Origin of the sequence: Desulfosporosinus shakirovi, from assembly GCF_020595055.1 — a bacterium.
Taxonomy (GTDB): Bacteria; Bacillota; Desulfitobacteriia; order Desulfitobacteriales; family Desulfitobacteriaceae; genus Desulfosporosinus; species Desulfosporosinus shakirovi.
In genome coordinates this window covers 54,446-79,628 of the sequence record NZ_JAJDOO010000003.1, presented here as the reverse complement: position 1 = coordinate 79,628, position 25,183 = coordinate 54,446, and the positions used below count along the sequence as shown (strand labels likewise).

24 protein-coding genes and 3 tRNA genes are annotated in these 25,183 nt (G+C 42.3%); 24 read left to right on the top strand and 3 right to left on the bottom strand.

The window, feature by feature from the left end; all coding sequences use genetic code 11:
• The first annotated feature begins 939 nt into the window (after positions 1-939).
• Together LJE72_RS03855 and LJE72_RS03850 are read left to right on the top strand one after the other, a co-directional pair.
• Positions 940-1,251, top strand: a complete 312-nt coding sequence (locus LJE72_RS03855; protein WP_229246311.1) for a hypothetical protein — start codon at positions 940-942, stop codon at positions 1,249-1,251.
• A gap of 77 nt (positions 1,252-1,328) precedes the next feature.
• A complete protein-coding gene (locus LJE72_RS03850) occupies positions 1,329-1,733 on the top strand; it encodes a hypothetical protein (protein ID WP_229246310.1) in 405 nt (134 codons plus the stop codon).
• Between the two features lie 399 nt (positions 1,734-2,132).
• On the opposite strand, the gene LJE72_RS03845 is transcribed toward LJE72_RS03850, so the two are convergent.
• Positions 2,133-2,486 (bottom strand): CGGC domain-containing protein, encoded by a 354-nt coding sequence (locus LJE72_RS03845; RefSeq protein WP_229246309.1) that lies wholly within the window; start codon positions 2,484-2,486, stop codon positions 2,133-2,135.
• A gap of 125 nt (positions 2,487-2,611) precedes the next feature.
• On the opposite strand from LJE72_RS03845, the gene LJE72_RS03840 reads away from it, so the two are divergent.
• The 7 genes from LJE72_RS03840 to LJE72_RS03810 all read left to right on the top strand — a co-directional run bounded on the left by LJE72_RS03840 (position 2,612) and on the right by LJE72_RS03810 (position 9,522).
• Positions 2,612-2,866: a hypothetical protein gene (locus LJE72_RS03840; RefSeq protein WP_229246308.1), complete on the top strand. Its 255-nt coding sequence runs from the start codon at positions 2,612-2,614 to the stop codon at positions 2,864-2,866.
• Positions 2,867-2,916: 50 nt separating this feature from the next.
• Complete coding sequence (locus LJE72_RS03835; protein WP_229246307.1) at positions 2,917-3,120, top strand: hypothetical protein; 204 nt, start codon at positions 2,917-2,919, stop codon at positions 3,118-3,120.
• The gene (locus LJE72_RS03830) at positions 3,107-4,552 is read left to right on the top strand and encodes a DEAD/DEAH box helicase (RefSeq protein WP_229246306.1); all 1,446 of its coding nucleotides are present in this window, start codon (positions 3,107-3,109) and stop codon (positions 4,550-4,552) included. Before LJE72_RS03835 ends, LJE72_RS03830 begins: the two co-directional genes overlap by 14 nt.
• Positions 4,553-4,930: 378 nt before the next feature.
• Positions 4,931-5,779 (top strand): amidohydrolase family protein, encoded by an 849-nt coding sequence (locus LJE72_RS03825; protein ID WP_229246305.1) that lies wholly within the window; start codon positions 4,931-4,933, stop codon positions 5,777-5,779.
• Between the two features lie 217 nt (positions 5,780-5,996).
• The gene (locus LJE72_RS03820; RefSeq protein WP_229246503.1) at positions 5,997-6,137 is read left to right on the top strand and encodes a hypothetical protein; all 141 of its coding nucleotides are present in this window, start codon (positions 5,997-5,999) and stop codon (positions 6,135-6,137) included.
• Positions 6,138-6,413: 276 nt separating this feature from the next.
• Positions 6,414-7,730 carry an ATP-binding protein gene (locus LJE72_RS03815; RefSeq protein ID WP_229246304.1) on the top strand — a complete coding sequence of 439 codons (1,317 nt, stop codon included), beginning with the start codon at positions 6,414-6,416 and terminating at the stop codon, positions 7,728-7,730.
• Between the two features lie 295 nt (positions 7,731-8,025).
• Positions 8,026-9,522 (top strand): hypothetical protein, encoded by a 1,497-nt coding sequence (locus LJE72_RS03810; protein WP_229246303.1) that lies wholly within the window; start codon positions 8,026-8,028, stop codon positions 9,520-9,522.
• Positions 9,523-9,703: 181 nt separating this feature from the next.
• On the opposite strand, the gene LJE72_RS03805 is transcribed toward LJE72_RS03810, so the two are convergent.
• The gene (locus LJE72_RS03805) at positions 9,704-9,853 is read right to left on the bottom strand and encodes a small, acid-soluble spore protein, alpha/beta type (protein ID WP_229246302.1); all 150 of its coding nucleotides are present in this window, start codon (positions 9,851-9,853) and stop codon (positions 9,704-9,706) included.
• Positions 9,854-10,219: 366 nt separating this feature from the next.
• Between LJE72_RS03805 and LJE72_RS03800 the strand changes: the two genes are divergently transcribed.
• From LJE72_RS03800 to LJE72_RS03740, 13 genes are all read left to right on the top strand, one after another.
• The gene (locus tag LJE72_RS03800; protein WP_229246301.1) at positions 10,220-11,098 is read left to right on the top strand and encodes a uroporphyrinogen decarboxylase family protein; all 879 of its coding nucleotides are present in this window, start codon (positions 10,220-10,222) and stop codon (positions 11,096-11,098) included.
• Positions 11,099-11,374: 276 nt separating this feature from the next.
• Positions 11,375-12,463, top strand: coding sequence for a uroporphyrinogen decarboxylase family protein (locus LJE72_RS03795; protein ID WP_229246300.1), 1,089 nt, complete (start codon positions 11,375-11,377; stop codon positions 12,461-12,463).
• Between the two features lie 30 nt (positions 12,464-12,493).
• On the top strand, positions 12,494-13,153 hold the full coding sequence (locus LJE72_RS03790) for a corrinoid protein (RefSeq protein WP_229246299.1): 660 nt from the start codon (positions 12,494-12,496) through the stop codon (positions 13,151-13,153).
• Positions 13,154-13,196: 43 nt separating this feature from the next.
• Positions 13,197-14,213 carry a uroporphyrinogen decarboxylase family protein gene (locus tag LJE72_RS03785; protein ID WP_229246298.1) on the top strand — a complete coding sequence of 339 codons (1,017 nt, stop codon included), beginning with the start codon at positions 13,197-13,199 and terminating at the stop codon, positions 14,211-14,213.
• A gap of 94 nt (positions 14,214-14,307) precedes the next feature.
• Positions 14,308-16,116, top strand: a complete 1,809-nt coding sequence (locus LJE72_RS03780; protein ID WP_229246297.1) for an ASKHA domain-containing protein — start codon at positions 14,308-14,310, stop codon at positions 16,114-16,116.
• Positions 16,117-16,212: 96 nt separating this feature from the next.
• Positions 16,213-16,836: a CobW-like GTP-binding protein gene (locus LJE72_RS03775; RefSeq protein ID WP_229246296.1), complete on the top strand. Its 624-nt coding sequence runs from the start codon at positions 16,213-16,215 to the stop codon at positions 16,834-16,836.
• The gene (locus LJE72_RS03770; RefSeq protein WP_229246295.1) at positions 16,829-17,236 is read left to right on the top strand and encodes a hypothetical protein; all 408 of its coding nucleotides are present in this window, start codon (positions 16,829-16,831) and stop codon (positions 17,234-17,236) included. The genes LJE72_RS03775 and LJE72_RS03770 overlap by 8 nt, the downstream gene beginning before the upstream one ends.
• Positions 17,237-17,381: 145 nt before the next feature.
• The gene (locus LJE72_RS26465) at positions 17,382-17,615 is read left to right on the top strand and encodes a hypothetical protein (protein ID WP_312038888.1); all 234 of its coding nucleotides are present in this window, start codon (positions 17,382-17,384) and stop codon (positions 17,613-17,615) included.
• Between the two features lie 762 nt (positions 17,616-18,377).
• A complete protein-coding gene (locus tag LJE72_RS03760; protein WP_229246293.1) occupies positions 18,378-18,584 on the top strand; it encodes a hypothetical protein in 207 nt (68 codons plus the stop codon).
• A 437-nt stretch (positions 18,585-19,021) separates the two neighbouring features.
• A complete protein-coding gene (gene gltX, locus LJE72_RS03755) occupies positions 19,022-20,494 on the top strand; it encodes a glutamate--tRNA ligase (RefSeq protein ID WP_229246292.1) in 1,473 nt (490 codons plus the stop codon).
• Between the two features lie 196 nt (positions 20,495-20,690).
• A tRNA-Gln gene (locus tag LJE72_RS03750) sits at positions 20,691-20,764 on the top strand.
• A gap of 8 nt (positions 20,765-20,772) precedes the next feature.
• A tRNA-Glu gene (locus LJE72_RS03745) sits at positions 20,773-20,848 on the top strand.
• 3 nt (positions 20,849-20,851) lie between these two features.
• Positions 20,852-20,927 (top strand) — tRNA-Lys (locus LJE72_RS03740).
• 61 nt (positions 20,928-20,988) lie between these two features.
• Here the strand turns inward: LJE72_RS03740 and LJE72_RS03735 are convergent.
• Entirely contained in the window at positions 20,989-21,240 is a 252-nt protein-coding gene (locus tag LJE72_RS03735) for a DUF3343 domain-containing protein (protein ID WP_229246291.1), read from the bottom strand.
• Positions 21,241-21,471: 231 nt separating this feature from the next.
• On the opposite strand from LJE72_RS03735, the gene LJE72_RS03730 reads away from it, so the two are divergent.
• Together LJE72_RS03730 and xdh are read left to right on the top strand one after the other, a co-directional pair.
• A complete protein-coding gene (locus LJE72_RS03730) occupies positions 21,472-22,401 on the top strand; it encodes an NTP transferase domain-containing protein (RefSeq protein WP_229246290.1) in 930 nt (309 codons plus the stop codon).
• Between the two features lie 116 nt (positions 22,402-22,517).
• Positions 22,518-25,088, top strand: coding sequence for a selenium-dependent xanthine dehydrogenase (gene xdh / locus LJE72_RS03725; RefSeq protein ID WP_229246289.1), 2,571 nt, complete (start codon positions 22,518-22,520; stop codon positions 25,086-25,088).
• Positions 25,089-25,183 lie beyond the last annotated feature (95 nt).

Here is a 25,183-nt window from a genome sequence, read left to right as displayed (position 1 = left end):
CCCTCCTCTATTTATATATTAAATGTTTTCTACTTATTTTTCCTGTCTTTAAATGCGCCCTGATGACAGGTTTGAATTATGTAGTTTTATCTAATTCCTCGCCGCAAGGTCGATTCCTCGCTCGCCCCAGTTTTTATGGGTTCATATTCCTTCGCTAGAGTTAATCGACCCTCTTCGCTTTCTGAGGCTTCCTGTACTTTATGGGGCGCACCTACAACTTGCGCTGGAAATGAGAACTAACCCCCACTATAAAAAGAAGTTTAAGGGTGTCGTTGTACTGATCCAATGACCAGATAAAAAATGTTATAACAATAGAACAGCATTGATTAAATCCACTTTGTAGCCTAATTAACAAAAAAAATATATTTCATGACAGCGCTCATGTTTTCCGACTGTTTTGTATAATCAAATTCGTCCAGTTTTGTCTGATTTTTTCATTTTGGCAATATACTCATCGATTGTTAACATGTTACTCACTTCCTCATAAATTTGGGGGGGAATCGTGATGCATATCAATGAAAAAATTATTCCGGACAATCTTTCAATTCTGTATTTAAAATTATTATACAATGAAATATCGTTTATTAAATACACAAAAACCTCGCAAAGTCAGCATACTGCCAACCCTGCGGGTTCGTTGTTTCTATTCTTCTTTTTGTGTTAATGGATTTGCAGTCTTTTGCGAGAGATTTATGTGCCTCGTTCCATAACTTAGACGCCTATAAGTATTTATGGTCATATATTTACCCTAATGAAGGAATGCCTGTAACTTTGTTGAAATAGATAGTAAGTTGTCTATATGACTGTGTGATAGAAGAATATTAGAGACACCGTGTAACAGATCACTAAGTCTTAGAGGGAAATACTAACAGCATAGTTATCCTAGCGTTAGACGCAATTAGCCATGCAAGTAGTTTAAAAGATTAAGAGAGAGATAGCGTGCAAAACTGTCAACCAAAACCTTTTGTGTTTGTTTTAATGCCGTTTACGACAGTTTTTGATGATGTATATAAAGTAGCAATTAAGCCAGCCTGCTATGATGCTGGGGCTTATTGTGAAAGAGTTGATGAGCAGTATTTTGATGGGAGTATCCTTGATAGGATATATAACCAAATAACGAAAGCAGACTTCGTCGTAGCAGATATGACTGGTAAAAATCCTAATGTTTTTTATGAAACTGGTTACTCTCATGCACTCGGCAAAAGAGTCATATTACTTACCAGAAGGTTGAAGATATTCCATTTGATCTAAGGCATTATCCTCATATAGTTTACGAAGGTAAATTACACAAACTGAAACACCTACTTGAGAAACGTATTAGATGGGGAATGGATCACTCGAAAGAACAATTAAGAAATTCGGAGTTTAGTTTAGAGTTTTATGTTAGTGGGACTAAAATAGAAGATAATCCTGAAGTGAACCTTAACTGGGATTATTCAACCAATCATAGTCCTAATTTTACGGTCAAACTTCAGGTAGATGTTCACAATCCAAGTAAACACATATACAAAGGTGAGTTCAGTATTGGGATAGTAACTCCTTCTGATTTATCTGTCAATCATTCAAAAGCAAGAGTAGTCATAACATCTGAGGGAAAAAATATTCATTTACTACCTGATGTGCGAAGGATGTTTCCCAATGGATGGGAGTCATTAACTCTTTTTCTTGAGCCAAAGGGCGAATTTGGTCAAAAAAAATTTCGATTTTCCATTAACCATTCATGTATATATTGAACTAGGTGTAAAAGAAATGCCGTTTAGGGCGAGGGTCCAATGATAAAAACAGGCTAACAGCGTCTTACTGCGCATTTTAGACACAGACTACCACAAAGTGGGTTCTATTAATTTCCACTCATATGGCTTTGATAATAAACTTCGCTAAACTCCCATTCATATAATGTATTTTGGGTACATATAAAGTAAAAATCGAAGATAACAAAATGCTGTCGGATATTTTAACGATGATTGGCAAAAGCCAATTAATAAGGGACGAAAACGCAAGCCACCGTTCATAGTGCAACAGTGGCTTGTAATTATGGTTGGGATCTTTACTGCGGAATCGGGATCATCACCCTTAAATCCATTATTCACACATCGATACCGCAGAAATTATAACAGTTACCCAGATAATTATTAATAATTATGTGTTCCTATAACTACTGGCTTACCAAATTTTCCTTTCAGTTTTGCTTTAATACCGTCAATGTCGATCGGACAAGCGGCAGTATTTTTGGCCCTAACTACACAGGTGCCGATATGAATGGCATCTATATCCTGCATCAAATAATCAGCCATTTCCATAACTAAGCCAACTTTAGGCATAACTAGGCCAGGGCAATCGCCACAACCACTGAGACCCACAATCTGAACGGAGTCATACTTAGCAAATTCACCCTCTTTAAGCTGAGCGGCTTTAAAACATTTCAGGCAAGCGATACAACTTACATCACGAATCTTAGAACAGGAAACAATTAAAATATTAGCCATTTATTTTCCCCCCATATTATTTATTATGAATATATTCCTCAGGATCATAAAGAATCCTCCTAAATTGGAAAAATTAAGGGAATATATTAATGGGTTTCTGACTCTTAAGAAGAGTTGATTCTTCAATGCAACGGGTGTGTATTGCTGTTAGCTGCCATTGTGGTAAAATATGCCGACAGCCGTGTGTAGTTCGGGTCTTCTTACTTACGAAAATATTTACCTGTTCATGGTATAATGATATCGTTCAATTGATAAACAAGGCTGTAAAGGTATCCCTGATCATTTGGGGGCCTTCGGCCAAACTTCTCACCGAAGATCAGCCATTGCAGGAATACGCGGCGAAAATAAAACAGGCCGGGGTGGAGGTTTTGGCCTTTTAGAAGATAGGCTGTTACAACCTGAGATTCGTGGATCTAGAGAGGGAATTTCAGTGCTTCTAGCTGACGATTTTGTTGAATTTGGAGTTTTCGGGCGCATATTCGATAAAATACAAGTTGTCGAGGAATTACCTCATTCTCCTGCAGTTCCAATGATTATTGAGGATTTTCAAAGGCACTATGGTTCGGCGTACTTGAGGCGGCCTGAATTAGGAATTGTAATAATGAAAGAGAGACCTCTAAATGAACAAGGGTAATTTTAACGACTTTCAATTAAGTAGTGAATTATTAAAAGCAATCAGCTTACTAAAGTTCATCAGTCCCAGCAAAGTCCAGGAGCAAGTGATCCCGGCAGTCTTGGCCCAAAAGGATATCATCGTCAAGTCCCAGACCGGAAGCGGAAAGACGGCGGCCTTTGCTATCCCTATTTGTGAACTAGTGGATTGGGAACAGAATAAACCGCAGGCATTAGTGCTTACCCCCACCAGAGAACTCGCAGTTCAGGTCAAAGAAGATCTGTTTCATATCGGCAGATTTAGAAGAACAAAAGTAGCAGCAATTTTTGGTAAGTACCCTTTTCATGTTCAAGAAAAGGAACTTAAACAAAAAACCCATGTTGTGGTTGGAACTCCGGGTCGCTTGATCGATCATATCGAAAGAGGGACCTTAGATCTATCAAATATAAAATACCTGGTCATTGATGAAGCAGATGAAATGCTGAATATGGGCTTTATCGAGCAAATCGAAAGGATCATTGCCAACTTGCCCCACGAACGGGTGACCCTTTTATTGTCAGCGACGATGCCCCAAGACATCAATGTTTTATGCAGTAAGATTATGAGAAATCCCATCCGCGTGGAAATCGAAGAACAGAATCCGGCGGCGGATCGGATCGCTCAGGAACGATATCTTGTCGATCAGACAGACAAGATGAAGCTTCTTCGAGATCTAACGATGGTTGAAAACCCGGACAGTTGTATGATCTTTTGCAATACTAAGCAAACCGTCGATGAAGTTTACACTGAACTCGTGAAGCTGGACTATTCTTGTGATAAACTTCATGGCGGAATGGAACAACGAGATCGATTGAATGTCATGAAGGATTTTAAACAAGGATATTTCAGATATCTATGTGCGACAGATGTTGCCTCAAGAGGTCTGGATATCGAGGACATTACCTTGGTCATCAATTATGACATCCCCTACGACCGAGAAAGCTATGTTCATCGGATCGGAAGAACAGGCCGAGTCAACAAACTGGGTAAAGCCATAACCTTTGTTACTAAAAACGAAGATAAGTTTTTAAAGGAAATCCACGACTACATCGGCAAAGAGATTCTTCTAAAGGAAAGACCGGAAGAAGCAAGGGTGCATGAGTCGAAACAAGATTTTATGGCGAAAAACAATACCTTGCCAGAAATCAAGGAAACAAAAGGCGTGCAGTTGAGTACCGAAATCATGAAGATCCACGTGAATGCCGGGAAGAAAACAAAGATGAGACCCGTAGACATTGTGGGCACGCTTTGCGGTATTGAGGGCATAACCCCGGCAGATATCGGAATCATCAATATCCTGGATGTATCAACCTTTGTTGAAATCTTAAACAATAAAGGTGAGTTGGTGCTGCAGAATCTGCAGAACACTCCGATTAAGGGCCGGCTTCGGAAGGTAAGCAAAGCAGACCGGTAAACTCAAGAACTAGGTGCTTTAACAACGGTTCATACTGAATTAATGAACACTACTCATTTGCATTAATTCCCGTTGCAGTCGGGAATATTAAAAAATGTATCAATCCTATTATCGTATACGAGGTCAGATAGGACAGGCTTTCTCAGTGGGAATAACGTTTAAAATTTAAGGAGGGTTCCTTTTACGGCTCATTTACTAGATACATTGCAAGCGGGCTCGTTGACCCTGCATAATCGTCTGATTATGCCTCCCATGGCCACTGCCAAGTCCGAAGCGGACGGTGGTGCAAGGCCTCATCGGCGTCGGTCGCGCGGTACTACAGGATTCTCAATGGGCGAAACAGGCAATTGAAACATTGCGATGAAGGGGGATGGTATTTTGAAAATCATTGATGCGCATTTGCATTTTTCCTGTCGCCCTGGATTTAATGAAATGGCGAAAAATATATCACAAGTGGAATTTAGTGCTCAAGGGCTAAGACAAGAGTTTGAAGAAGCCGGTGTTGTAGCTGGAATCATCATGTCAACGCCCAGTCGGGAGCCCAACCAACCTTCGGGAAGTCCGGAAGAATTTGTTTTGGCAGATGGGACTGTAGAAGGTTTACTTTCTTGTGTAGGCGTCAATCCTGAAAGGCTTAAGGAAGATCATAAAGAACTTGATTATATTGAAGGAGAACTTAAAAAAAGGTTAGTGACAGGGATTAAACTCTATCCCGGTTATTTTCCATATTACGTGTATGATTCGATTTATGATCCCATCTATGAGCTTGCTCGCAAATACCAAGTTCCCGTGGCGATTCATTGTGGGGATACACAATCCCCAAAAGGGCTTTTAAAATATTCCCATCCGTTAACGATTGATGAGTTAGCTGTAAAACAAGAGGACGTTACGTTTGTGATCTGTCATATGGGCGTCCCGTGGATGATTGATGCAGCAGAGGTCACCGCCAAGAATCATAATGTTTACACAGACTTATCCGGACTCATCGCAGGGAATAAAGAGCACGTGATGAAAATCAAAGATAAAAGGCTTTACGTCGAGTATATTCAACAAGCCTTAGTCATTTCGAATTGCTATAATAAAGTTTTGTTTGGATCAGATTGGCCACTTGTACCTATTAAACCTTATGTAGAATTTATCAAGCATGTTATACCGGAAGAGTATCACGAAGCTGTATTTTATCGAAATGTACTTACGGTTTATCCCAAACTTAATGAAATTTTGTAAGAGAATGCTACATAGGACAACAAGCCACCGTTCATGGACGGTGGCTTGAATAGTTTAAGTGGCGATATCTTTTGAAGCTCAGATCCATCTTGTTTCATCATATATACCGATGGATCCATTGACATGACAGATAATCCTCTTGTGAAAAACACCCAATCACCCACAATAGTTATCAGCAACAAACAGCCGTTAAGCGCGAAGTTCGCAAGGGTGGTACATGAAAACAAAGAAGGAGGTGCCTAAAGAACTGAGTGCAGTTCGAAAGGCACCTCCTCTTCTTTTAAATATCAACGGAAAGCTAACCTATTTCATGTCTTTAAAAGATAACGCAGGGCTTATTAAGATGTATATGCTTTAGTAGATGCTGAGGATTATCAAAAGGTAATCATAGGTGTTACTGTAGAAGAAACCTTTGAAATGTTTACGAATAAGGGTACCACTCCCACTTGAAGTGCATATATTTCTTGAGACAGTAGGAGGTTATTGCATGAATAAAATTGATGCTGATGAAGGCATGCTGCTGCAAAGATACTCAGAAGTCAGTTGAAAGAATGTGAATATATCACAATAGTCGTTCGACAATTGTGCTTATGCATGGTATTATATGGATATGTTAGGAGTGAGAGGTGATTTTATGTTTAGGAGATCGATGGATAATTTGGTCACCTGGAAAAATTCAAAGGATAGAAAACCACTAATTATTAGGGGAGCTCGACAAGTTGGTAAGACATGGCTGATGCAGGAATTTGGCAAAACTAATTATGAGAAATGTGCCTACGTAAATTTTGACAACAATGAGCGCATGAAAAGCTTATTCAATGGCAATCTTGACATAGAACGAATTATCACAGCTCTGCAAATTGAGACTGGTGTTAAAATTGAGGCACAAAACACCTTGATTATTTTCGATGAGGTTCAAGAAGTGCCGAGCGCATTGACCTCACTTAAATATTTTTGCGAAAATTCTCCTGAATATCACATTATTGCTGCAGGGTCATTGCTTGGCGTGGCACTCCATCCCGGTACATCGTTTCCTGTAGGGAAAGTGGAATTTTTAGACTTATATCCCTTGGATTTTTTGGAATTCCTAAGCGCTATGGGCAACGACGAATTAGTAAAATTGCTCCTTAGCAAAGATTTTAATCTGATAACAAGCTTTAAGGGTAAGTACATAGATTTGTTAAAACAGTATTATTACATCGGTGGCATGCCAGCAGTTGTTGCGTCGTTCATTGAAGCCTCTGATTATGGCAAAGTACGTCAGCTGCAAAAGGAAATACTAATGGCCTATGAACAGGATTTTTCAAAGCATGCTCCCAACGAAGCGGTGCCTCGAATCCGAATGTTATGGAGTTCGACGCCTGCTCAGCTTGCTAAGGAAAACCGCAAATTTATATACGGACTTATACGGCAAGGCGCAAGAGCCAGAGAGTATGAGCTCGCCATGACTTGGCTAATCGACTGCGGATTAATCTATAAGATAAGTAGAGTCACAAAGCCAGATATGCCCCTCAGGGCTTATCAAGACTTCAATGCGTTTAAATTATTTGTTCTTGACGTTGGATTGCTTGGTGCAATGAGTGAACTTGATCTTAAATCGTTGCTTGAGGGTGACAAACTATTTGAAGAGTTTATAGGTGCCTTAACCGAGCAATACGTACTACAGCAGCTTATAGCCAGTCGAGAAATAACGCCATATTACTGGTCCGCAGAAAAGGCTAGTGCAGAAATCGATTTCATATTCCAAAGTGAAATGAATATTGTGCCTCTTGAGGTCAAAGCCGCAGAAAACCTCCAGGCTAAAAGCCTAAAAACTTTCTGTCAAAAGTATCAGCCGAAGTATGCGATCCGCACATCAATGTCAGATTACAGACATGAAGAATGGTTAACGAATGTGCCATTATATGCAATTAATGTTTTATCCACTATATTGAAGGAATCTATAGGTTAATGCAGCTCTGCGAAGAGTACAGGACGAAACTGACAAGATTATCTATGCCTTACTAGTTATTGGATTGGATTTATTTGTATTTGGGTTGCCTTGCGTGTTGTCGATAGTGATTTCCTTATTGTTATGATCACGAAGAAGAAATAACCGCCCCTGCCAAGAGAACAGTTAAGCAATGTAGATTTTCCTTGACAACTCGAGACTATTGCAGTAGTATAAACCAAAACTATTGCAATAGTCTGGGGTTGTTTTCTTGAAAAACATCGAACTTAATATGGATTGTGAGGGAGATGACAGTTTGAAAAGGAAGATACAATTAGTTCTTATGCTTGGCTTGCTTTGTGCCTTGTTATGGTCATCGTTAGGGTTCAGCAAGCCTGGACTTAGTACAGGTAAGAATGATCCGGAGAATACTGATGAAGGCTTACCGGTGGCAGGGCTGCATTTGCATAATGATTTTAATAACGAAAATAATTGGCTTACCATCAGCGGAATATCAACAAATTATGTCAAGTTGGAAGATATAAACCCTAGCATGGTTCCTGAGATAAAGATGGATTTAAACATTGATTCTTTGGGCGATTTGATTGTCAGAGAAACAAAGGACGGGCTACTCTGCGGTTATAAAGTAAATCTTGCAACAAGTTTGGTTAATGAAAATAATTCTAAAAGCTGGCCTAAAATATTGAAGCTGGATCTTGAAGGCAGCGTTGTCTGGGACAAAGTTTACATGTATCCGACAATCTCGGGAGAGATCAATAATCTGCAGGTTTTTCCTGATGGAAGTTATATCTTTTCAGTTCAGACATCCCCCCGTTACAGTGATCAGGGTATGATTTGCGAAAAAAGTATCCTTGTAAAATGTGATAAGAATGGAGAAGAACTTTGGCAACAGAAGTTTGACGATGATCTAGGGGATATGCTGCGGTATCTTTTTATCACAGAGAAGGAAGAAATCCTGGCGGTAGGAAAGTGGTCGGGTGAAAACGGGAAACAGACGAGGGGCGGAGAATCCGATATTGTCGTTACGAAACTGGCTAAAGATGGTCAGGTCATACAGCAAAAAGGGTTTGGGGGCAGGGGCTTTGAAAATCTTGACGGTGCAAAATATGACAAGGATCTGGGAATGATCATCAATGGCCACACGACATCACAAAATGGAGATTTCGGACTGCCTGAAGGACAAAAGTTTGCTGATTTTGTTGCTAGGATCGCTGTAAACCTTTCCTTGGAATGGGTAGTCAAGACTAACGAAAATGAACACTTTGTCTACAATCAACTTGGCCTTGCTGACGGTTATGTCTATGTTCTCGGCGACAAGGGGAGCAGCGCCGTTGAAGGTACTCTTGTCAGCGGATTTCTAATGAAGCTTGATGAAAATGGAAACAGAGTATGGTTGAAATCAGACCTTCACAAGGGGTTGTGGGGGCGTGTCTTATCTTTGCTTCCAAATAACAATATTATTATTGCGGCAGGACAACAAAATCAAGGCAGTATCTTGGTTGTTGATTATAATGGTCAGGAAGAGAAAAGAATGGAAGATATAAACTATGCGGCAGGAAAGATCAGGACCACGTCGGACGGCGGTTACATAGTTACTGCTGTCAGGGAAATAAAATGTATACCTCAACCTGCCTATGTCTCTTCTATTTGGTATGATACTGAGCTTGTAGTAAGCAAATATAAGCATGATAACACTATTGAATGGCGAAAAACTTATGATAAGTACAAAGATGAAAGGGGTTTGGATTTTGTGTTTCCTTTAGCTAATGGTAAGGTTATTGTCGAAGGTTGAATAAGAAGATTAATGATACTAATAACCGCTATGCCCCACACCAGTCATTCACATTCTGAACTAACACCAAAATAACGCCCCGACTGGGGGCGTTATTTTATTGTCTAACTTTAACCTCTTTTGTGATTATGACAGAGAACAACACAGGGGGATTACCATCTAATATGTCCTAAGGGGCAGATTATTTTTTCTTTCCGAAACTTTCGAAGGTTTGTTTAACCATTTCGCCACCGACACTGCCGTTCTGACGAGATGTAGTGTTAGGGCCAAGAGTAACACCCGATTGAGCAGCAACTTGATTTTTGTCGACAGGTAAATTGTATTTTGCCATAATGAGGTACCTCCTTGAGATTAAGATAAGTTTGCAACAAATTAAGTTGGTTCTAAGGTTTTGACTAGGGGTTAATCTTAAATTTCCCTAACTTCCGAAACTTATTCAGGAAACAATTAGGTGAAATTAACGAATGAGGCGGCTAGGTTAAATTCGTCAGTACTGACGAATTTAACCTACACCCAGCTGCTAATCCTTGGTGGAAGGGAAAAAATTGAATTATTTTAAAATATAAGCATAATTCAATACAATTATTTAAAATTTTTATGAGTTATGATATAATTTTTTGGTTAGATCAAAGCATCATTAAATAGTTATGAAACTTTAGTTTGATAATAACGTCTAGATATAGTCAGGAGGAACTCTATGATCCAATTTACAAATTTTAAATGCCCTGAAGGGTCGGATACCAGCGGTTTCACAGAGAGTGTGGTGGAAAAGGTAGGTTTGCCTTTTCCCGAGGCTTACACTTATGGAGAAGGAATGGCTAGGATTGCTTGCACCCTGCGAGAAGTTGAAGGAGGCGCCCTTTGTATGGTGCCTTTTTGTCATACCGTTGAAGCGGAGAATTTAGGCGGCAATATCAAGCTGGGAACGGCAACCATTGGGCCACGCTGCCGGGAACCGGTGTGCAAAGATGAAGAAGCTTTGTTGGGGCTCCCCGATTTGGATTTTGAGAAAGGTCGCTTAAAAGAGACCCTAAAAGCTGTGAAACTTCTTAAAGCAGCAAAGGAAGCGGTTGGGGTTGAGATCTGCGGCCCAATGACGATCTTAAACAATTTAAGTGATATTAGCAGAGTCTTCAAGATCTGGAGAAAAAATCCTGAAGTCATTGAAAAAGTAGTAGAGAAGATACGCCTTCAGCTGTTACGGTATATTGAAAAATCCCTCGCAGCTGGAGTGGACTTCATTGCCTTTGAAGATCCGGTGGGGGGGCTGAATATCCTCGGGCCCAAATACTTTGAATTGCAGGGTCGACATTTTTCTAAACCTTTTGTGGAAGACGCCTTGAAGATAATTGGCGGACAATCGGTAATGCATCTCTGTCCTAAGACTGCTCTGCAGTTAACGGCCCTGGGAATGGCTGAGTGGGAGAGTTACCCTTTACCTGAACCCATGTCCTATGCCCAAGCCTGTTTGGAACTCCGCGGTAAAGTTAACCTGGTCGGCAATGTCTGTATCCATAATCGTAATCACATACTCCAAGATGCCCAAATCAAGATCTTAAAGCTTTTGACAGCGTAATTTCCGGTGAACTCGTTCAGCTAAAGCCGAACATCGGGGTTTCGGTAGAGGATTCAACCTCCTTCGCCGCTAAGTATTTCTATCGGGTAAAGGGCTCGGCATACTCATCCTACGACGCGATAGTATTCAATATGCAGCACTGCGCCTTCGGCGCAAGTCTCCACCAGAGAGTTACGTCACAGGAGACTACCGCTTGCAGCAGGGAAATCGGAACATCCACTTAGCATAAAGGAAAGTCTCGGAATTAATTAACAGAAATAAAAAGGAGGAACTGCTATGCACGAACAAGACCAAATGACACCCAATGAACGGCTTCAAGCTTTTATGAAAGGAGAAAAAATGGATCGCATTCTGGCCATGCCTATCTTAGTTTCCATCTCCCACAGAGTTTCAGGGATGACCCATCGAGAAAAACGTGCTTCGGCACTCAAGCAGGCTCAGTCTCAAATCGATTGTTATCAACGTTATGGGAACGATATGATGATCATTGAATATGGTCTTCACGGGATAGGAACCGCCCTGGGGTCAGAAATGAATGATCCTGAGGATAGTCTGCCTGCAATCGTCAATCATGTTTTACATAATCTTCAAGATATCGATCAACTGGATTTCAACAAAACCAAAAAAGAAAATGATCCTTGGTTTGCCAGAACTTTAGAGGCTTGTGAAATCTGTCAGGAAAAGATGGGTCAGGAGGTCCCCACAGGGGTATTGATTACGGGACCTTTCACAGCCGTTTCCAGTATCTTTCCCACTGAACATCTTTTAAGAGCTACCCGTAAAGACCCGGCCTCCATCCATCGTCTGCTTCGCCTGTGTACCGACGCACTTAAGGATATTTATAAGGAATATATTGAGCGCGGCATTATTATTCTCATGTGTGATCCCATTGCCTCAGGCACCCTCTTGAAAAAGAGCCAATATGTAGACTTCGTCAAGCCCTATGCAACGGAATTGATGAACTATATTCATCAATTAGGGGGAATGTGTTGCTATCATATCTGTGGCAATACGACGAGTATTGTCATGGAAATGGTGGATACAGGGCCGGATATGCTGAGTATTGATAACCTGGTGGATCTGGAATATGTGAAAGAACAAGTGGGCAAACGCTTACCCATCTTGGGTAATGTTCCGCCCGTCGATGTGCTGATGCTGGGCTCCAGATCAGACATTTTTGAATCGGTTAAGACCTGTATCCTCAAGGGAAAAGACAGCCCTATGGGCTATATTATCGCTTCCGGTTGTGATATTACGCAAAATGTGCCTGTTGAGAATATAGACCATATGATGGAAGCAGTTCGCAAATATGGACGCTATCCTATTGATGAAGGGTTATTAAATGAACCCGCAACGAACCATTAATCAACAAATTAGAAGGTGAAGGTGAACATAATGGTTAAGTCAAAAGAAGAATTATTACAACAATTATCCGATTGCGTCTTTGAAATGGACGATGAAAATGCTGCCGATGTAGCCAAAGACTATATTGCGGCAGGTTACGAAGCCCTTGACGGGGTTCTTAAAGGGCTTGTTGATGGCATGAACCGAGCCGGTCAAATGTATGAAGAAGAAGAGTATTTTGTTACCGACCTTTTGGTGTGCTCCGATGCTATGTATAATGGTCTGGATGTTTTAAGAGAGCATCTGCCTCAAGAGACCGCCGAAGGTGCTGTCAACTACAAATGTGTTATCGGCGTTGTAGAAGGGGATACCCATGATATTGGCAAAAACCTGGTGCGCATCATGCTCGAAACCGCCGGATTTGAAATGTATGATTTGGGGAGAGATGTCCCCCTCCAGAGTTTCGTGGAAAAAGCAAAGGATGTGGATGCCCAGCTAATTTGTCTTTCCACTCTGATGACTACCACTATGCCCGGTATGAAAGAGGTGGTGGATATCCTCGTCAAAGAAGGAATCAGAGATAAAGTAAAAGTTATGATCGGCGGCGGACCACTTTCTCAGGCCTATTGTAATCAAATTAACGCTGATGGTTATGCCGTTAACGCCACCGGGGCGGTAACTGTGGCCAAACAATTAGTGGGAATGGCTTAGGATATAGGACCGGAATAGATACAGGATCAGAAAGGACGTCCTTATGGATTCAAAAGAAAGACTTCTCAACGCTTTAAAGGGTGTAAAGACGGATCGCTCACCCTGTATTTGCCCGGGTGGGATGATGAATATGGTAGTCACTGCCTTGATGGAAAAGGCCGACATTCATTGGCCGGAAGCCCATACTGATCCTATAAAAATGGCGGGACTAGCCAAGGCAGTGTATGATTATGGCTGTTTCGAAAATTACGGCGTACCCTTCTGTATGACCATTGAAGCAGAACAGCTGGGTGCTGTTGTGGATTTGGGTTCCACCGTTTATGAACCCCATGTCACTGGGTATGCCTTAGAGGATCTTTCTCAATGGAACAAATTGCCTCACCTAGATCCCTATAGCAACCGGGCAAACGTAGTGCTGGATGCCATTAAAATTCTGAAAGAACAGGCTGATAAGATTCCTATTATTGGAAATCTTTCCGGACCTGTCAGTGTTGCCACTTCCCTAATTGAACCGGTGGTTTACTATAAGGCTTTAAGACGCCGTAAAGAAGAGGCTCATGCTTTCATGAAGTTTGTCACGGAAGGTCTGATTAGTTTTGGCCGGGCTCAGATCGAAGCTGGAGCCGATGTGATTGCCATCTCTGACCCCAGTGGCACAGGGGAAATCTTAGGCCCGCGTTTATTTGAGGAATACGTAGTGACCTATATTAATCAATTAATCGATGGACTCCGGGAGGGAAATCCAGAAATCCCGATGATTGTGCACATCTGCGGACGGATGCATAAAGTTTATGAACCACTGAATAAACTTCGAGCTGATGCCCACAGCTTTGACTCGATTGTCAGCATCAAAGAATCGAAAAAAATGTTGCCAGGTAAGACTATGATGGGTAATGTAAGTACCTTTGCTTTGGAGTTTGCTGATGCAGACCGCATTCGCCTTATGACTCAGAAGGTGATGGCAGAGGGGTCAGATATTATTGCGCCTGCTTGTGGTCTGGGAACTAAGTCATCCCTGGAAAATATTCAGGCCATGTTAAATGCCGTTCAAGGAAAATAGTTAGGAAGCTCATGATATAGGAAGCACATGAAGCTTATGTAACTTATGAAGTATAGGATTTAGAGGGCTGTGTACCGGAAAACGAGGTTTTAGCATGCATACAATTGCCTTACCAAGACAAAATATAAAGTTTTCCTATGATATAAGGGAAGGGAAGAATCTCTTAAATATTCTTGTCGGCCAGCAGATTTTCATTGAAAGTCCCTGTGGAGGACGAGGAAGCTGTGGCAAGTGTAAGATTAAACATTTAGGAGGAGATCTCCTGCCTCTATCTGACGACGAGAAAGAATGCCTTACCCCAAAGGAGATCGCAGATGGTATCCGTTTAGCCTGCCTTATCTACCCCACAGGGGATTTGGAGATCGACATCGTTGATCAGGAGGAAAATCACCGGGTTCTGACCGGGGGCTATGTACCAGAGTATGAACCCAATCCGGCAATCCGGAAAAAGACCCTTGAGATTATCAAGCCTACTCTGGAAGACCAAACCCCCTATGAACTATTGTTTGCAAAAGCCCTGGGTATGGATCAGCTGCCCTGGGATGTGCTCCGCCAAATTACCATGGGGGAGGGAACCTATACTGGGATATTCAATAAAGATCAACTTATTGGGATTGAAAAAGGGGATACCAGGGAAAGACTTTACGGAGTCGCCGTTGATATCGGAACGACCACTGTTGTAGCCGCCCTCATCGACTTAAGGACAGGAGACGAAATTGATAGCGAAGCGGCCATCAATGCCCAGAAAAATTATGGTCAGGATGTGCTTACCCGCATCACCTATGTTCTCGAACATGGTAAGGAGGGGCGGGATCAGTTGCAGACTGCCATTGTCGATTCCTTAAATGAGATGCTCCACACCATATGTGAAAGGCAGCAGATCTCTCCTTCTTTGATCTATGAAATTGCTATTGCGGCTAATTGCACCATGATGCATATGATTTTGGGAGTTGATCCCCTCTCCATTGGGAAAGCTCCTTATGCCCCTATCTTTGTCGGTGCTAAAGATGTTAAAGCAAGGGATGTGGGTTTAACTGCCCTTTCCTCCTTTGGTCGGGTCTATTGTCTGCCCGCCGTTTCTTCCTATATAGGAGCAGATATCGTGGCAGGGGCTTATGTGGCCGGGCTCCACAACAGGAAGGATAAAGTACTCTTTATCGATATCGGTACCAATGGAGAAATCGTTCTCTCCGACGGAGAAAGATTAGTCTCTTGCTCTTGTGCAGCGGGACCGGCCCTGGAAGGGATGAATATCAGCTGTGGTATGCGTGCTGCCCATGGGGCCATCGAGGAAGTTTATTTCGAAAAGGAGCAGGGTTTTGATCTGAAAGTTATCGGCAATAAAGCTTCCCTGGGTTTATGTGGCAGTGGGATAATGGCCGCCATACGAGAATTGTTAAAACATGGGTTTGTCACAGCCCGTGGCAATATTGTTAAGCCTGAAGAGCTAGAGGCGGGGGACCCCAGACTGCCCTATATTGACCTCGATGGGAAGAAACGACGAATCCGTATCGGAGAGGGTCCCCATAAAGTCCTCATTACTCAGGGGGATGTGCGCCAGGTACAACTGGCCAAGAGTGCGATTTTATCCGGATTTGTGGCACTGGTAAAGGCTATGGATCTCACATTTTCGGATCTGGATGAGGTGATTGTAGCTGGTCAGTTCGGCGCTCATCTATCCGTCGAAAGTTTGGTGGGGACGGATATTTTACCGAAGGCTGTCCGAGATAAAATCACCTACATCGGTAATTCCTCCAAAACCGGAGCTTATCTTGCCCTGATGTCCCTGGAAACCCGCCGAGAAATGATAAAGCTGGCCCGAGACTTTAACTATCTGGAATTGAGCGTGACCCAAGGTTATGAACGATTATTTATAGAGTGCTCTCAATTTAAGGTGAAATAGAACTTTGTTCTTCTATTGGATAGAAAGCATAATTATCCCCTCAATCAAGGATTTTTTACTAAGAGTGCGGAATGTCAGCGTAAGGAGTTATAGGCAATGAATATTTTACTTTTTGGCGGATTTCTGGGTTCAGGCAAAACTTCAATTATCTTGCAAGTTGCTCGATATCTGACAGCCGAACTTTCGGTACAACAGCTGGATAGTGGCAAACCTTCTTTGGTAATTGTTGAAAATGAAGTAGGGGAAACGGGCATTGATGATAAGATTCTCAAAGCAGAAGGGCTAAATGTTCGGGAACTTATTGCCGGCTGTATCTGTTGTACCCTGAACGCAGAGCTTACCGTCTGTCTTAATAAAATTCAGGAGGAGTTATCACCGGAATGGGTGATCATTGAGACAACGGGTATGGCCTTCCCCCATACAATTGCGGAAACCATCACTAAGTATGGAAAGGGCATAGATAGTCTGAAGACTATTGTTGTGGCTGATGCAGAACGATGGGATGATCTTTCAACGATCATGCCGGGTTTAATAGAAGAACAAATCGCAAGGGCAAACGTCATTCTCTTGAACAAAATCGACTGTTTAGAACCTGAGCAAGTTAGCCAAGTCGCAGAAGATATTAAAAGGATCAATTCTTCAGGCCTTTTCTATGCAATATCCGCCCACACTGAAGTCAATCCTCAAATCTGGCGTAAAGCGGTGACGAAGGGTGAGTGATCAGCATTTACTTAAGTCCTCGACTAAAGATTCTGACCCGGCAATTTTTTCTGAGACCTACAGCCTGGTGCTTTTAGAAAAGGTAAAGTCCGAAAGGGTTAAACAAGCTCTTACTCAATGGATTGAAGAGATCAGGGATTGGACAAGTGCTAAGGCTTATTTTGTTGGACATATTAAAGTTTTTGTTGAGGGTCAGGAAAATTTATGGTTATCTTCTACCGGCAGAAGCATTAGCAGTAAACAATCCCAGGGGTGGAGTGAGTGGTCTTTAGGTAGTGCCACTCTCTTCGTGACAATCATTGTTTTTGGAACGACCAAGGAAGCCTTGAAGGAAACAGCCGAAGAAAGTCTTAAGACCTGTTTTAATACATCCTTGCCAAATATAATTAATGGTTTTTAGCGAAAGGGTCTAAGGTAGTAGTATGCCTTAGACCCTTCATAGCAATGCCGCTGGGATTATTTGGGCGATGATATAGCCATATTACGATATTTTGTCTTCATTTGGATTGGCGGATATGAAAGTGATTGTGCTGGAGCTTTAATGTATGCAGCTTCCCGCAAGCCAAGCATTGTTTATGTTCACCGTGTTTGAAGCGCATCTCTCCGATATGTCCACCGCAGCAGGTTACTTCAACGCTGATGATTTTTCCGTTATTATGGAAATTAACACGGTAGTCATTAATCTTACCTTCGTTCAGATAGTCCATAATTTTTTCACCCTTTCGGATATTTTGGCTACCCCAAATATAACATTCGATGAAAATAGTGGCAATCGCTAAATTTCCTATAATAAGGAATATATTGCCTAAATTTGTTTACTAATGGTTTTTGAGGATAATGGCATGGGAGTAAGTCGAATTGTGCAGCGTTGAGGCGGCAAAGCATGAAAAGATCGAGGCGAAATATATTACCCTTAAAACCCACTTATGGTATAATAAAGGCTTGAACATATATAAGGCGGTGAACTTATGAATGAAAATCAGGTGGGTGTAATACTTGAAGAAGTTCGGGATATGTTCAAAACCCTGGCTTAGGGACAGCGGATTATTGAAAATAGGTTGGGAAAAGTAGAAGAAGGACAGAAAGTATTAGAATCTGATATGAAGAAAGTAAAATCAGATTTACAAATAATTAAGTCATTCGTTATTGCTGAAGATAATAGTTTTAACGACTATGAGAGCAGAATTAAGGCTTTAGAGAAAAAAACTGCAAATCTATAAATATAGAAAAAGCACTCGCGCAATTCGAAGGTGCTTTTTAGTTGCCTTGCAGTGTTTTCGATTTCTTTGCCTACATTGTCAATTTGATTCGCAATTCTTCGGAAGGGAATCTAAAATCCATTGTGTCATCCCGGAAACTCTGAGTCTTCTCGCTGCAAGATGATAAATTAACTAGGAGGAAAGTTATGAATAAAAAACGCTGGGTTTCAATAACTGTTATCTTCAAAATCACCATTTAGTACTGAGACTTATCAAAAAGGACTAGGCCAAACCATTGCTATTTTTAAGGTAGACGGGACAATTGAAGACTCGGGCAATGCCTTGTCAGCCGGTACCAATACCTTTGATTATCAGGTGTTCTTACAGGAAGTCGAAAACGCCTTTAAAAATCCGGAAATAAAAGCAATCATTCTGGCAGTGAAGCAGGGATTGTCTGATATCCTAGGCGATACCTATGTGGTTTATGCTGGTGCTAATAAGTTGGGCAGATTGGTTCAGATCCCAGCTGAACAAGCAGCAGCAAAATAGTCGATTTGACTTGAATTATGCCTCAATTGATTTTAATCAAAACCAAATGTTTGAGAAATCCAGGGTGCCAGTTAGTTTTATTACTGACTGACGCCCTTAATCAAGCAGAAGTAAAGCCTGAGCAATCTAGTCAGTAGTAATTCAGATAGAAACAAACAACGACAGATTAGCAAATCAGCCCCAGGCTCTACAGCCTGGGATTTTTATTTTGTAAAAATTGAGATGAACAAGTTCGGTTTGCGGGGAAAGGTGGTTGACAAGGAAATTTTCCTTCATGTGTCTCGCAGCTTGATATATGGACACGCACAGATATATAATTAAATAATAATAACTAATGATAATATAAAAATGATGATCGATTGTGTTAAACATTTATAAAATAACGAAAATACCTTAAGCAGTATGAGGAGAGACAATTAAGCATGGGAGAGTTAACTATGGAAAAGGTCAGAGTAAGATTTGCCCCCAGCCCTACAGGCTATTTGCATATCGGGGGAGCAAGAACAGCCTTGTTCAACTGGCTGTTTGCCAAAAAACATAAGGGTACATTAATCCTTCGAATTGAGGATACGGATGCCGAACGCCTTATCGACGATTCTGTTCAGCAAATTCTGGACAGCCTGAAGTGGTTAAAGATTAACTGGGATGAGGGCCCGGAAAAAGGTGGGGATTTTGGCCCCTATTTTCAATCTCAAAGGCAAGGTTTTTACACAAGTGCGGCTCAAATCTTAATACAAGAGAAAAAAGCCTATCATTGTTTTTGCAGGGGAGAAGAAATAGAAGAAGAACGTCAAAAGCAGCGGCAGGAGGGTAAACCCTTTCGCTATTCAGGAAAATGCCGAAATTTATCGGCGGAGGAGGTTAAAGAGCGCCTGGATCAAGGCCAGCCTTCGGTGATCCGGCTTAAAGTGCCGGAAAGAGGTCAAGTTATCGTCCAAGATATTATTAGAGGAACAGTCCGCTTTGAGTTAGAGCAATTTGATGATTTTATCATAATGAAATCCAATGGCACGGCAGCCTACAATTTTGCCTGTGTCGTGGATGACCATGCTATGGAGATTAGTCATGTTATTAGGGCTGAAGAACATTTGTCCAATACCCCTAAGCAACGTCTTATCTATGATGCCTTGGGATACGAAATACCTTCTTTTGCCCACTTATCCATGATTTTAGCACCGGACCGCAGTAAATTAAGCAAACGACACGGCGCAACTTCCGTGGGAGAATTCCAAGAGATGGGTTGTCTCCCTGAAGCTTTACTCAATTATTTGACCCTTCTGGGCTGGGCACCCACAGGGGAGCAGAGTGAACTCATCTCCCCAGACCAAACAATCCCGGCTTTTGCCCTCGAAAAGGTATCGAAAACCGCTGCGGTCTATGATGTTCAAAAATTAATCTGGCTTAATGGCCAATATATGACCACTTGTGATTTAGATAGCCTTACTCTGCAAGCCATACCCTTTTTCATTCAGGCGGGTCTAATCACTCCTAGGGAAGCAGAAGATAAGCAACATTACATTCGTGACGTCGTAAACACGGTCAGGGAAAGAGTAAGAACTCTAAGAGAACTGGTGGAAGCAAGTCGTTACTTTTTTCAGGATATTGTTGCCTATGATGAAAAAGGCCGCGAGAAATACTTTGTTAAACAAGAAAACGTGGCTGATTTGCTTGCCAAGGGCAGAGCGTGTTTGGCAATCCTGGAGGGGTTTGATACGGAAAGGGTGGAAAGTGCCTATCGCCAATTGATGTCGGAACTTGAGATTAAAGGCGGTACCCTTATTCACCCGACCAGACTAGCCTTGACGGGTCAGACCGTTAGCCCGGGTTTGTTTGACGTTATGGCTTTATTAGGGAAAAAGAAATGCTTGGAACGTTTAGAAAAGGCTATCGACTATATTCAGAAACCTTGAGGGGAAGGGGTATAGCAGACAGAGATCGGGCTCTCCAATTGAGAAGAGTGCTTTATGAAGGAGTTCTAAAAAAAATTATAAAATGACTAGCATATAAGTTATAAATAAACTATAATAGAGGACGTGACATAATCTAAACCAAATGATCATTCATATTGCTTTAGTGATGACTGCTGATTTGGAAGGCAGTTAGTCTTCCGGGATTGTGTAGTGGTAGCACGTGTGACTCTGAATCACATAGCCTAGGTTCGAATCCTAGTCCCGGAGCCAAAATTCATGGCCCCATAGTCAAGAGGCCCAAGACGCTGCCCTCTCAAGGCGGAAACACGGGTTCGAATCCCGTTGGGGCTACCAAATGCGCCACTAGCTCAGCTGGTAGAGCATCCGACTCTTAATCGGCAGGTCCCCAGTTCGAATCTGGGGTGGCGCACCAGAGACTACTTTATCCCGCAAGTGATTGCGGGATTTTTAAATATTTCGTTCAAACCAGGCAGTTAGTGGCCTTTGGCGTACTTTAAAATGTACTGATCGTCTTGCTTAATGTAGATTTGTTTAATATCCTGGATGATTAACAGACTTAAATTACCTGTATAGAAAAACTCAATGCCTATGGCACAACTTGTGCTCAGATTTCTGGGTACCGGCTTAACTTCAGCCGGAATGGTATTGTTGCGTAAAAACCTATGAAATCTTATTGCTCCGGAAGTGGTAAAAAACACGGCAAAATATTCTTCGCTTGATTCCATTTTCTAAAATCTCCTTATAAGTCTTTAGGCATTTATGTAACTACTGCAACTAAGAGTGGATTCAACGGGGAAAGATTATTACCCAATATAAGTATGTAGATCCTTTTAAAATGGGAACCAGGTTAAAGCCATGGACATCTTTGGCTGAATTGTTTATCATTAATATGTACTATTGATAATAAATCGGTAAAGCCGACTTTTAAACAGGCCACTACCGGACGGGGTAAGAGTATGGAAATAAAAGCAAAGAAAACAACAGGCGGAATTATTGTGGCTGCCGGAAAAACTTCAGATAGAGACCAACGGCAACCACTCTGGAAAATTGGCTCTATTACTGCAGTGAAAAGAATTGTTTTATCCTTTCAACAAGTTGAAATTTCCCCGATTGTCGTCATTACCGGAAGCGAAACTGGAGAAATCGAACATGATTTAGCGGATTATGGAGTCATCTTTTTGCCAAATAAACAATATGAGAACTCTCAGATGTTTGATTCCGCCAAAATTGGGCTGAGATTTTTACAGAATAAATGTGATCAGGTACTCTTCAACCCCGTTAATATTCCCATGTTTACCCCAGAGACTCTTCGCAAGATGATGGAATGTAGGGCAAAGGTAATTTCACCATCCTATCAGGGGAAAGGGGGTCATCCTCTTTTGCTGGCTTCAGAGTTGATCCCTAAGATACTGGGGTACAATGGAAGTTTAGGAATGCGGGGAGCCATTCGCAGCCTGGGGATTGAAAGAGAATGGATGGATATGGATGACGAGGGTGTTCTCCGGGATATGGACGACATTGATCGCTTGGATCTCCTCTTAAAAAAACATAACCAGCATATTTTGCATCCCTTTGTGAGAATAAGTATTGAAAAAGAATGCTTGTTTTTCGATTCCAGAACAAAGTTGCTGTTGCTTTTGATTCAAGAAACAAACTCTGTCAGAAGTGCCTGCAGGCATATTGCCTTGTCTTACAGCAAAGCCTGGAATATGCTCAACGGGCTGGAACAAGAGTTAGGGTATGCAGTGGTCGAAAGGAAACATGGCGGCAGTAAGGGCGGCAAGACTTATTTGACAAAAGAAGGGGTTGAATTCATGGAAAAATACCAGCAGTTTGAGCTGAAGGTGCGCCAATACGCCAAGGATGAATTTGACAGATTATTTTAGAAGAGGGCTTTTTATGAAGCAAGTGCTTTTGAGAAAGAATTTGATGAAACATAACCTCCTGCTTATAATGATTCATAACACCGGCTGTTGAATCTTTATAAGACTGGAGGTTATTTATGTTTACCTTAAATATCAATGGCGAAAATGTTGTTGCAATGAGTGACAAACCTCTCTTACTCTTTTTAAGAGATGATTTGAGGATTACTTCGGTAAAGGATGGCTGCAGTGAAGGGGTCTGCGGGACGTGTACGGTTTTAGTGGATGGCAAAGCGCTGAAGGCTTGTGTGCAGAAAGTATCCAAGTTCGTAGGAAGACGGATTCTTACGGTTGAAGGCTTGAGTGAGAGAGAAAAGGCAGTTTATGAACACTGTTTTGGAGAAGCAGGTGCGGTTCAGTGCGGTTTTTGTATTCCGGGAATGATCATATGCGCCAAAGCCTTGTTGGATGTTAATTTAAATCCGACGCCAGGGGATGTCAAGAAAGCCATCAAAGGCAACATTTGCCGCTGTACCGGTTATAAGAAAATAGAAGAAGCTATTTTAAGGGCTGCGGACTATTTTAGGGATAAGCTGGAAATCCCCAGTACACCAAGGGAGCTGAAAGTGGCCCGGAAATTTAAACGTATCGATGTAACGGAAAAGGTCAATGGAACGGGGGTTTTTGTCGATGATCTTGTCTTGCCGGGCATGATTTATGCTAAGGCAGTTCGTTCCAAATATCCCAGAGCTATTGTGGAAAAAATTGATATCAGCAAAGCTGAAGCTCATCCGGACTGTGTGAAAATTTTGCTGGCCCAAGATGTCCCCAATAATTTGATTGGACATGCCAAGCAGGACTGGGACGTCATGATTGCCCAAGGCGGTACCACCAGATATATGGGAGATTCCCTGGCCTTAGTAGCAACCTATCATAAAGACAAACTGGAGGAAGTCTGCCAATTAGTCGAAGTAGACTATACCGAACTGGAGCCCGTAACTTGCCCCACCGATGCCTTAAAGGCAGATGCCCCTTTAATCCACGCGGTTGGGAATGTCATGAGCCGCGCCAGTCTGCAGCGGGGTAATGCGGAGGAAGCCATTAAGCATTCCAAATATGTCGTAACCAGAAAATATAAGACCCCCTTTCAGGAGCATGGCTTCCTGGAACCGGAATGTGCCATTGCCCTGCCCGAGGGAGAGGATGGTATTTTCTTGTATTCCGGTTCTCAGTCCGTGTATGACGAGCAGCGTGAAATCTCCATGATGCTGGAGATACCTCCGGAAAAAGTCCATTGTCGTACTCAACTGGTGGGCGGCGGATTTGGCGGCAAAGAAGATATGAGTGTTCAACATCATGCAGCCTTAATGGCCTGGCATACCAAAAAACCGGTCAAAGTTAAATTTTCCAGGCAGGAAAGCCTGGATTATCATACGAAACGACATGCCATGGAATTGGAGTTCACCACAGCTTGTGACGAAAATGGTTATTTGACAGGTATGAAAGGGGTTATCATTGCGGATACCGGGGCTTATGCCTCCCTGGGCGGCCCTGTGTTGCATCGGGCCTGCACTCATGCTGCGGGACCCTATAATTATCAGAATATTAATATTTTTGGCATGTCGGTCTATACCAATAATGTTGTGGGCGGGGCTTTTCGGGGTTTTGGGGTAACCCAAAGCTGCTTTGCCACGGAAAACAATATTAACCTACTGGCAGAAATGGTGGGTATTTCCCCTTGGGAAATGCGTTATCGCAATGCCATCCGTCCCGGGCAAATCCTGCCTAACGGCCAGATAGCGGATGAAAGCGTAGCCATGGCAGAATGTTTGGCAGCCGTTAAGGATGTCTATGAGTCCAATCCCTATGCCGGGATCGCCATAGGCTTTAAAAACAGTGGAACAGGTGTGGGCAAGAAGGATATCGGCCGCTGTATTTTATCCATTGAGGAGGGAAAAGTTCATATTCGCACCTCGGCAGCCTGCATGGGACAGGGAATTGGCACAATGTGTGCCACTGTGCTCTGTCAGACTACGGGAATAGACCCGGCTCTGATCCTCCACGAAAGAGCGGATACTCTGCGTACGCCTAATTCAGGGACCAGTACTGCATCTCGGCAGACGGTGGTAACAGGGGAAGCCGTAAGACGAGTCTCGGAAAAATTGAAAGCAGAATTGGATCAAGGCTTAACCCTGGCTGATTTAGAAGGTAAAGAGTTTTATGGAGATTATTCTGCCCAAACGGATCCCATGGGAGCTGTGAAAGAGAATCCCATCAGTCATGTGAGTTATAGTTACGGAGCTCAAGTTGTCATTCTTAATGAAGCAGGAAAAATCGAGAAAGTTGTGGCAGCCTTTGATGTGGGAACCCCTGTGAATATCCAGTCCGTTGAAGGACAGATTGAAGGGGGAATCGTGATGGGCTTAGGCTATGCTGTGACCGAAGAGTTCAAAGTTGAGGGCGGTTATCCCAAGACCAAACTAGGTACCTTAGGCCTGATGAGGGCCACGGACGTTCCGGACCTGGAGGTTATTCTGGTGCAAGGCCAAGGGAAAATCCCTGAAACCTATGGAGCAAAAGGGGTTGGAGAATTATGCCTGATTCCCACAGCTCCGGCTTGCTCCCATGCTTATTACCGATTCGATGGCATATTCCGCGCTCAGCTGCCTTTGAAGGATACGTTTTATAAAAAGTCACCAACTAAGCAGTAGGTAAAAAGTAAGTAATAAATATGTAAGAAATAAGCAAAGAGAAGGCAAGAAGCAAGCGAAAGCATATAAAATCAATGGACTGAACATTAGAAAGC

Excerpts from the sequence above, each read along its gene's own strand:
- xdh (WP_229246289.1), top strand. The coding sequence starts at position 22,518 with ATGTTTACCTTAAATATCAATGGCGAAAATGTTGTTGCAATGAGTGAC.
- LJE72_RS03850 (WP_229246310.1), top strand. The coding sequence starts at position 1,329 with ATGGATCACTCGAAAGAACAATTAAGAAATTCGGAGTTTAGTTTAGAG.
- LJE72_RS03735 (WP_229246291.1), bottom strand. The coding sequence starts at position 21,240 with ATGGAATCAAGCGAAGAATATTTTGCCGTGTTTTTTACCACTTCCGGA.
- gltX (WP_229246292.1), top strand. The coding sequence starts at position 19,022 with ATGGAAAAGGTCAGAGTAAGATTTGCCCCCAGCCCTACAGGCTATTTG.
- LJE72_RS03805 (WP_229246302.1), bottom strand. The coding sequence starts at position 9,853 with ATGGCAAAATACAATTTACCTGTCGACAAAAATCAAGTTGCTGCTCAA.
- LJE72_RS03815 (WP_229246304.1), top strand. The coding sequence starts at position 6,414 with ATGTTTAGGAGATCGATGGATAATTTGGTCACCTGGAAAAATTCAAAG.
- LJE72_RS03780 (WP_229246297.1), top strand. The coding sequence starts at position 14,308 with ATGCATACAATTGCCTTACCAAGACAAAATATAAAGTTTTCCTATGAT.
- LJE72_RS03775 (WP_229246296.1), top strand. The coding sequence starts at position 16,213 with ATGAATATTTTACTTTTTGGCGGATTTCTGGGTTCAGGCAAAACTTCA.
- LJE72_RS03795 (WP_229246300.1), top strand. The coding sequence starts at position 11,375 with ATGCACGAACAAGACCAAATGACACCCAATGAACGGCTTCAAGCTTTT.
- LJE72_RS03800 (WP_229246301.1), top strand. The coding sequence starts at position 10,220 with ATGATCCAATTTACAAATTTTAAATGCCCTGAAGGGTCGGATACCAGC.
- LJE72_RS03790 (WP_229246299.1), top strand. The coding sequence starts at position 12,494 with ATGGTTAAGTCAAAAGAAGAATTATTACAACAATTATCCGATTGCGTC.
- LJE72_RS03785 (WP_229246298.1), top strand. The coding sequence starts at position 13,197 with ATGGATTCAAAAGAAAGACTTCTCAACGCTTTAAAGGGTGTAAAGACG.
- LJE72_RS03845 (WP_229246309.1), bottom strand. The coding sequence starts at position 2,486 with ATGGCTAATATTTTAATTGTTTCCTGTTCTAAGATTCGTGATGTAAGT.
- LJE72_RS03830 (WP_229246306.1), top strand. The coding sequence starts at position 3,107 with ATGAACAAGGGTAATTTTAACGACTTTCAATTAAGTAGTGAATTATTA.
- LJE72_RS03840 (WP_229246308.1), top strand. The coding sequence starts at position 2,612 with ATGCAACGGGTGTGTATTGCTGTTAGCTGCCATTGTGGTAAAATATGC.
- LJE72_RS03730 (WP_229246290.1), top strand. The coding sequence starts at position 21,472 with ATGGAAATAAAAGCAAAGAAAACAACAGGCGGAATTATTGTGGCTGCC.
- LJE72_RS26465 (WP_312038888.1), top strand. The coding sequence starts at position 17,382 with ATGCAGCTTCCCGCAAGCCAAGCATTGTTTATGTTCACCGTGTTTGAA.
- LJE72_RS03820 (WP_229246503.1), top strand. The coding sequence starts at position 5,997 with ATGAAAACAAAGAAGGAGGTGCCTAAAGAACTGAGTGCAGTTCGAAAG.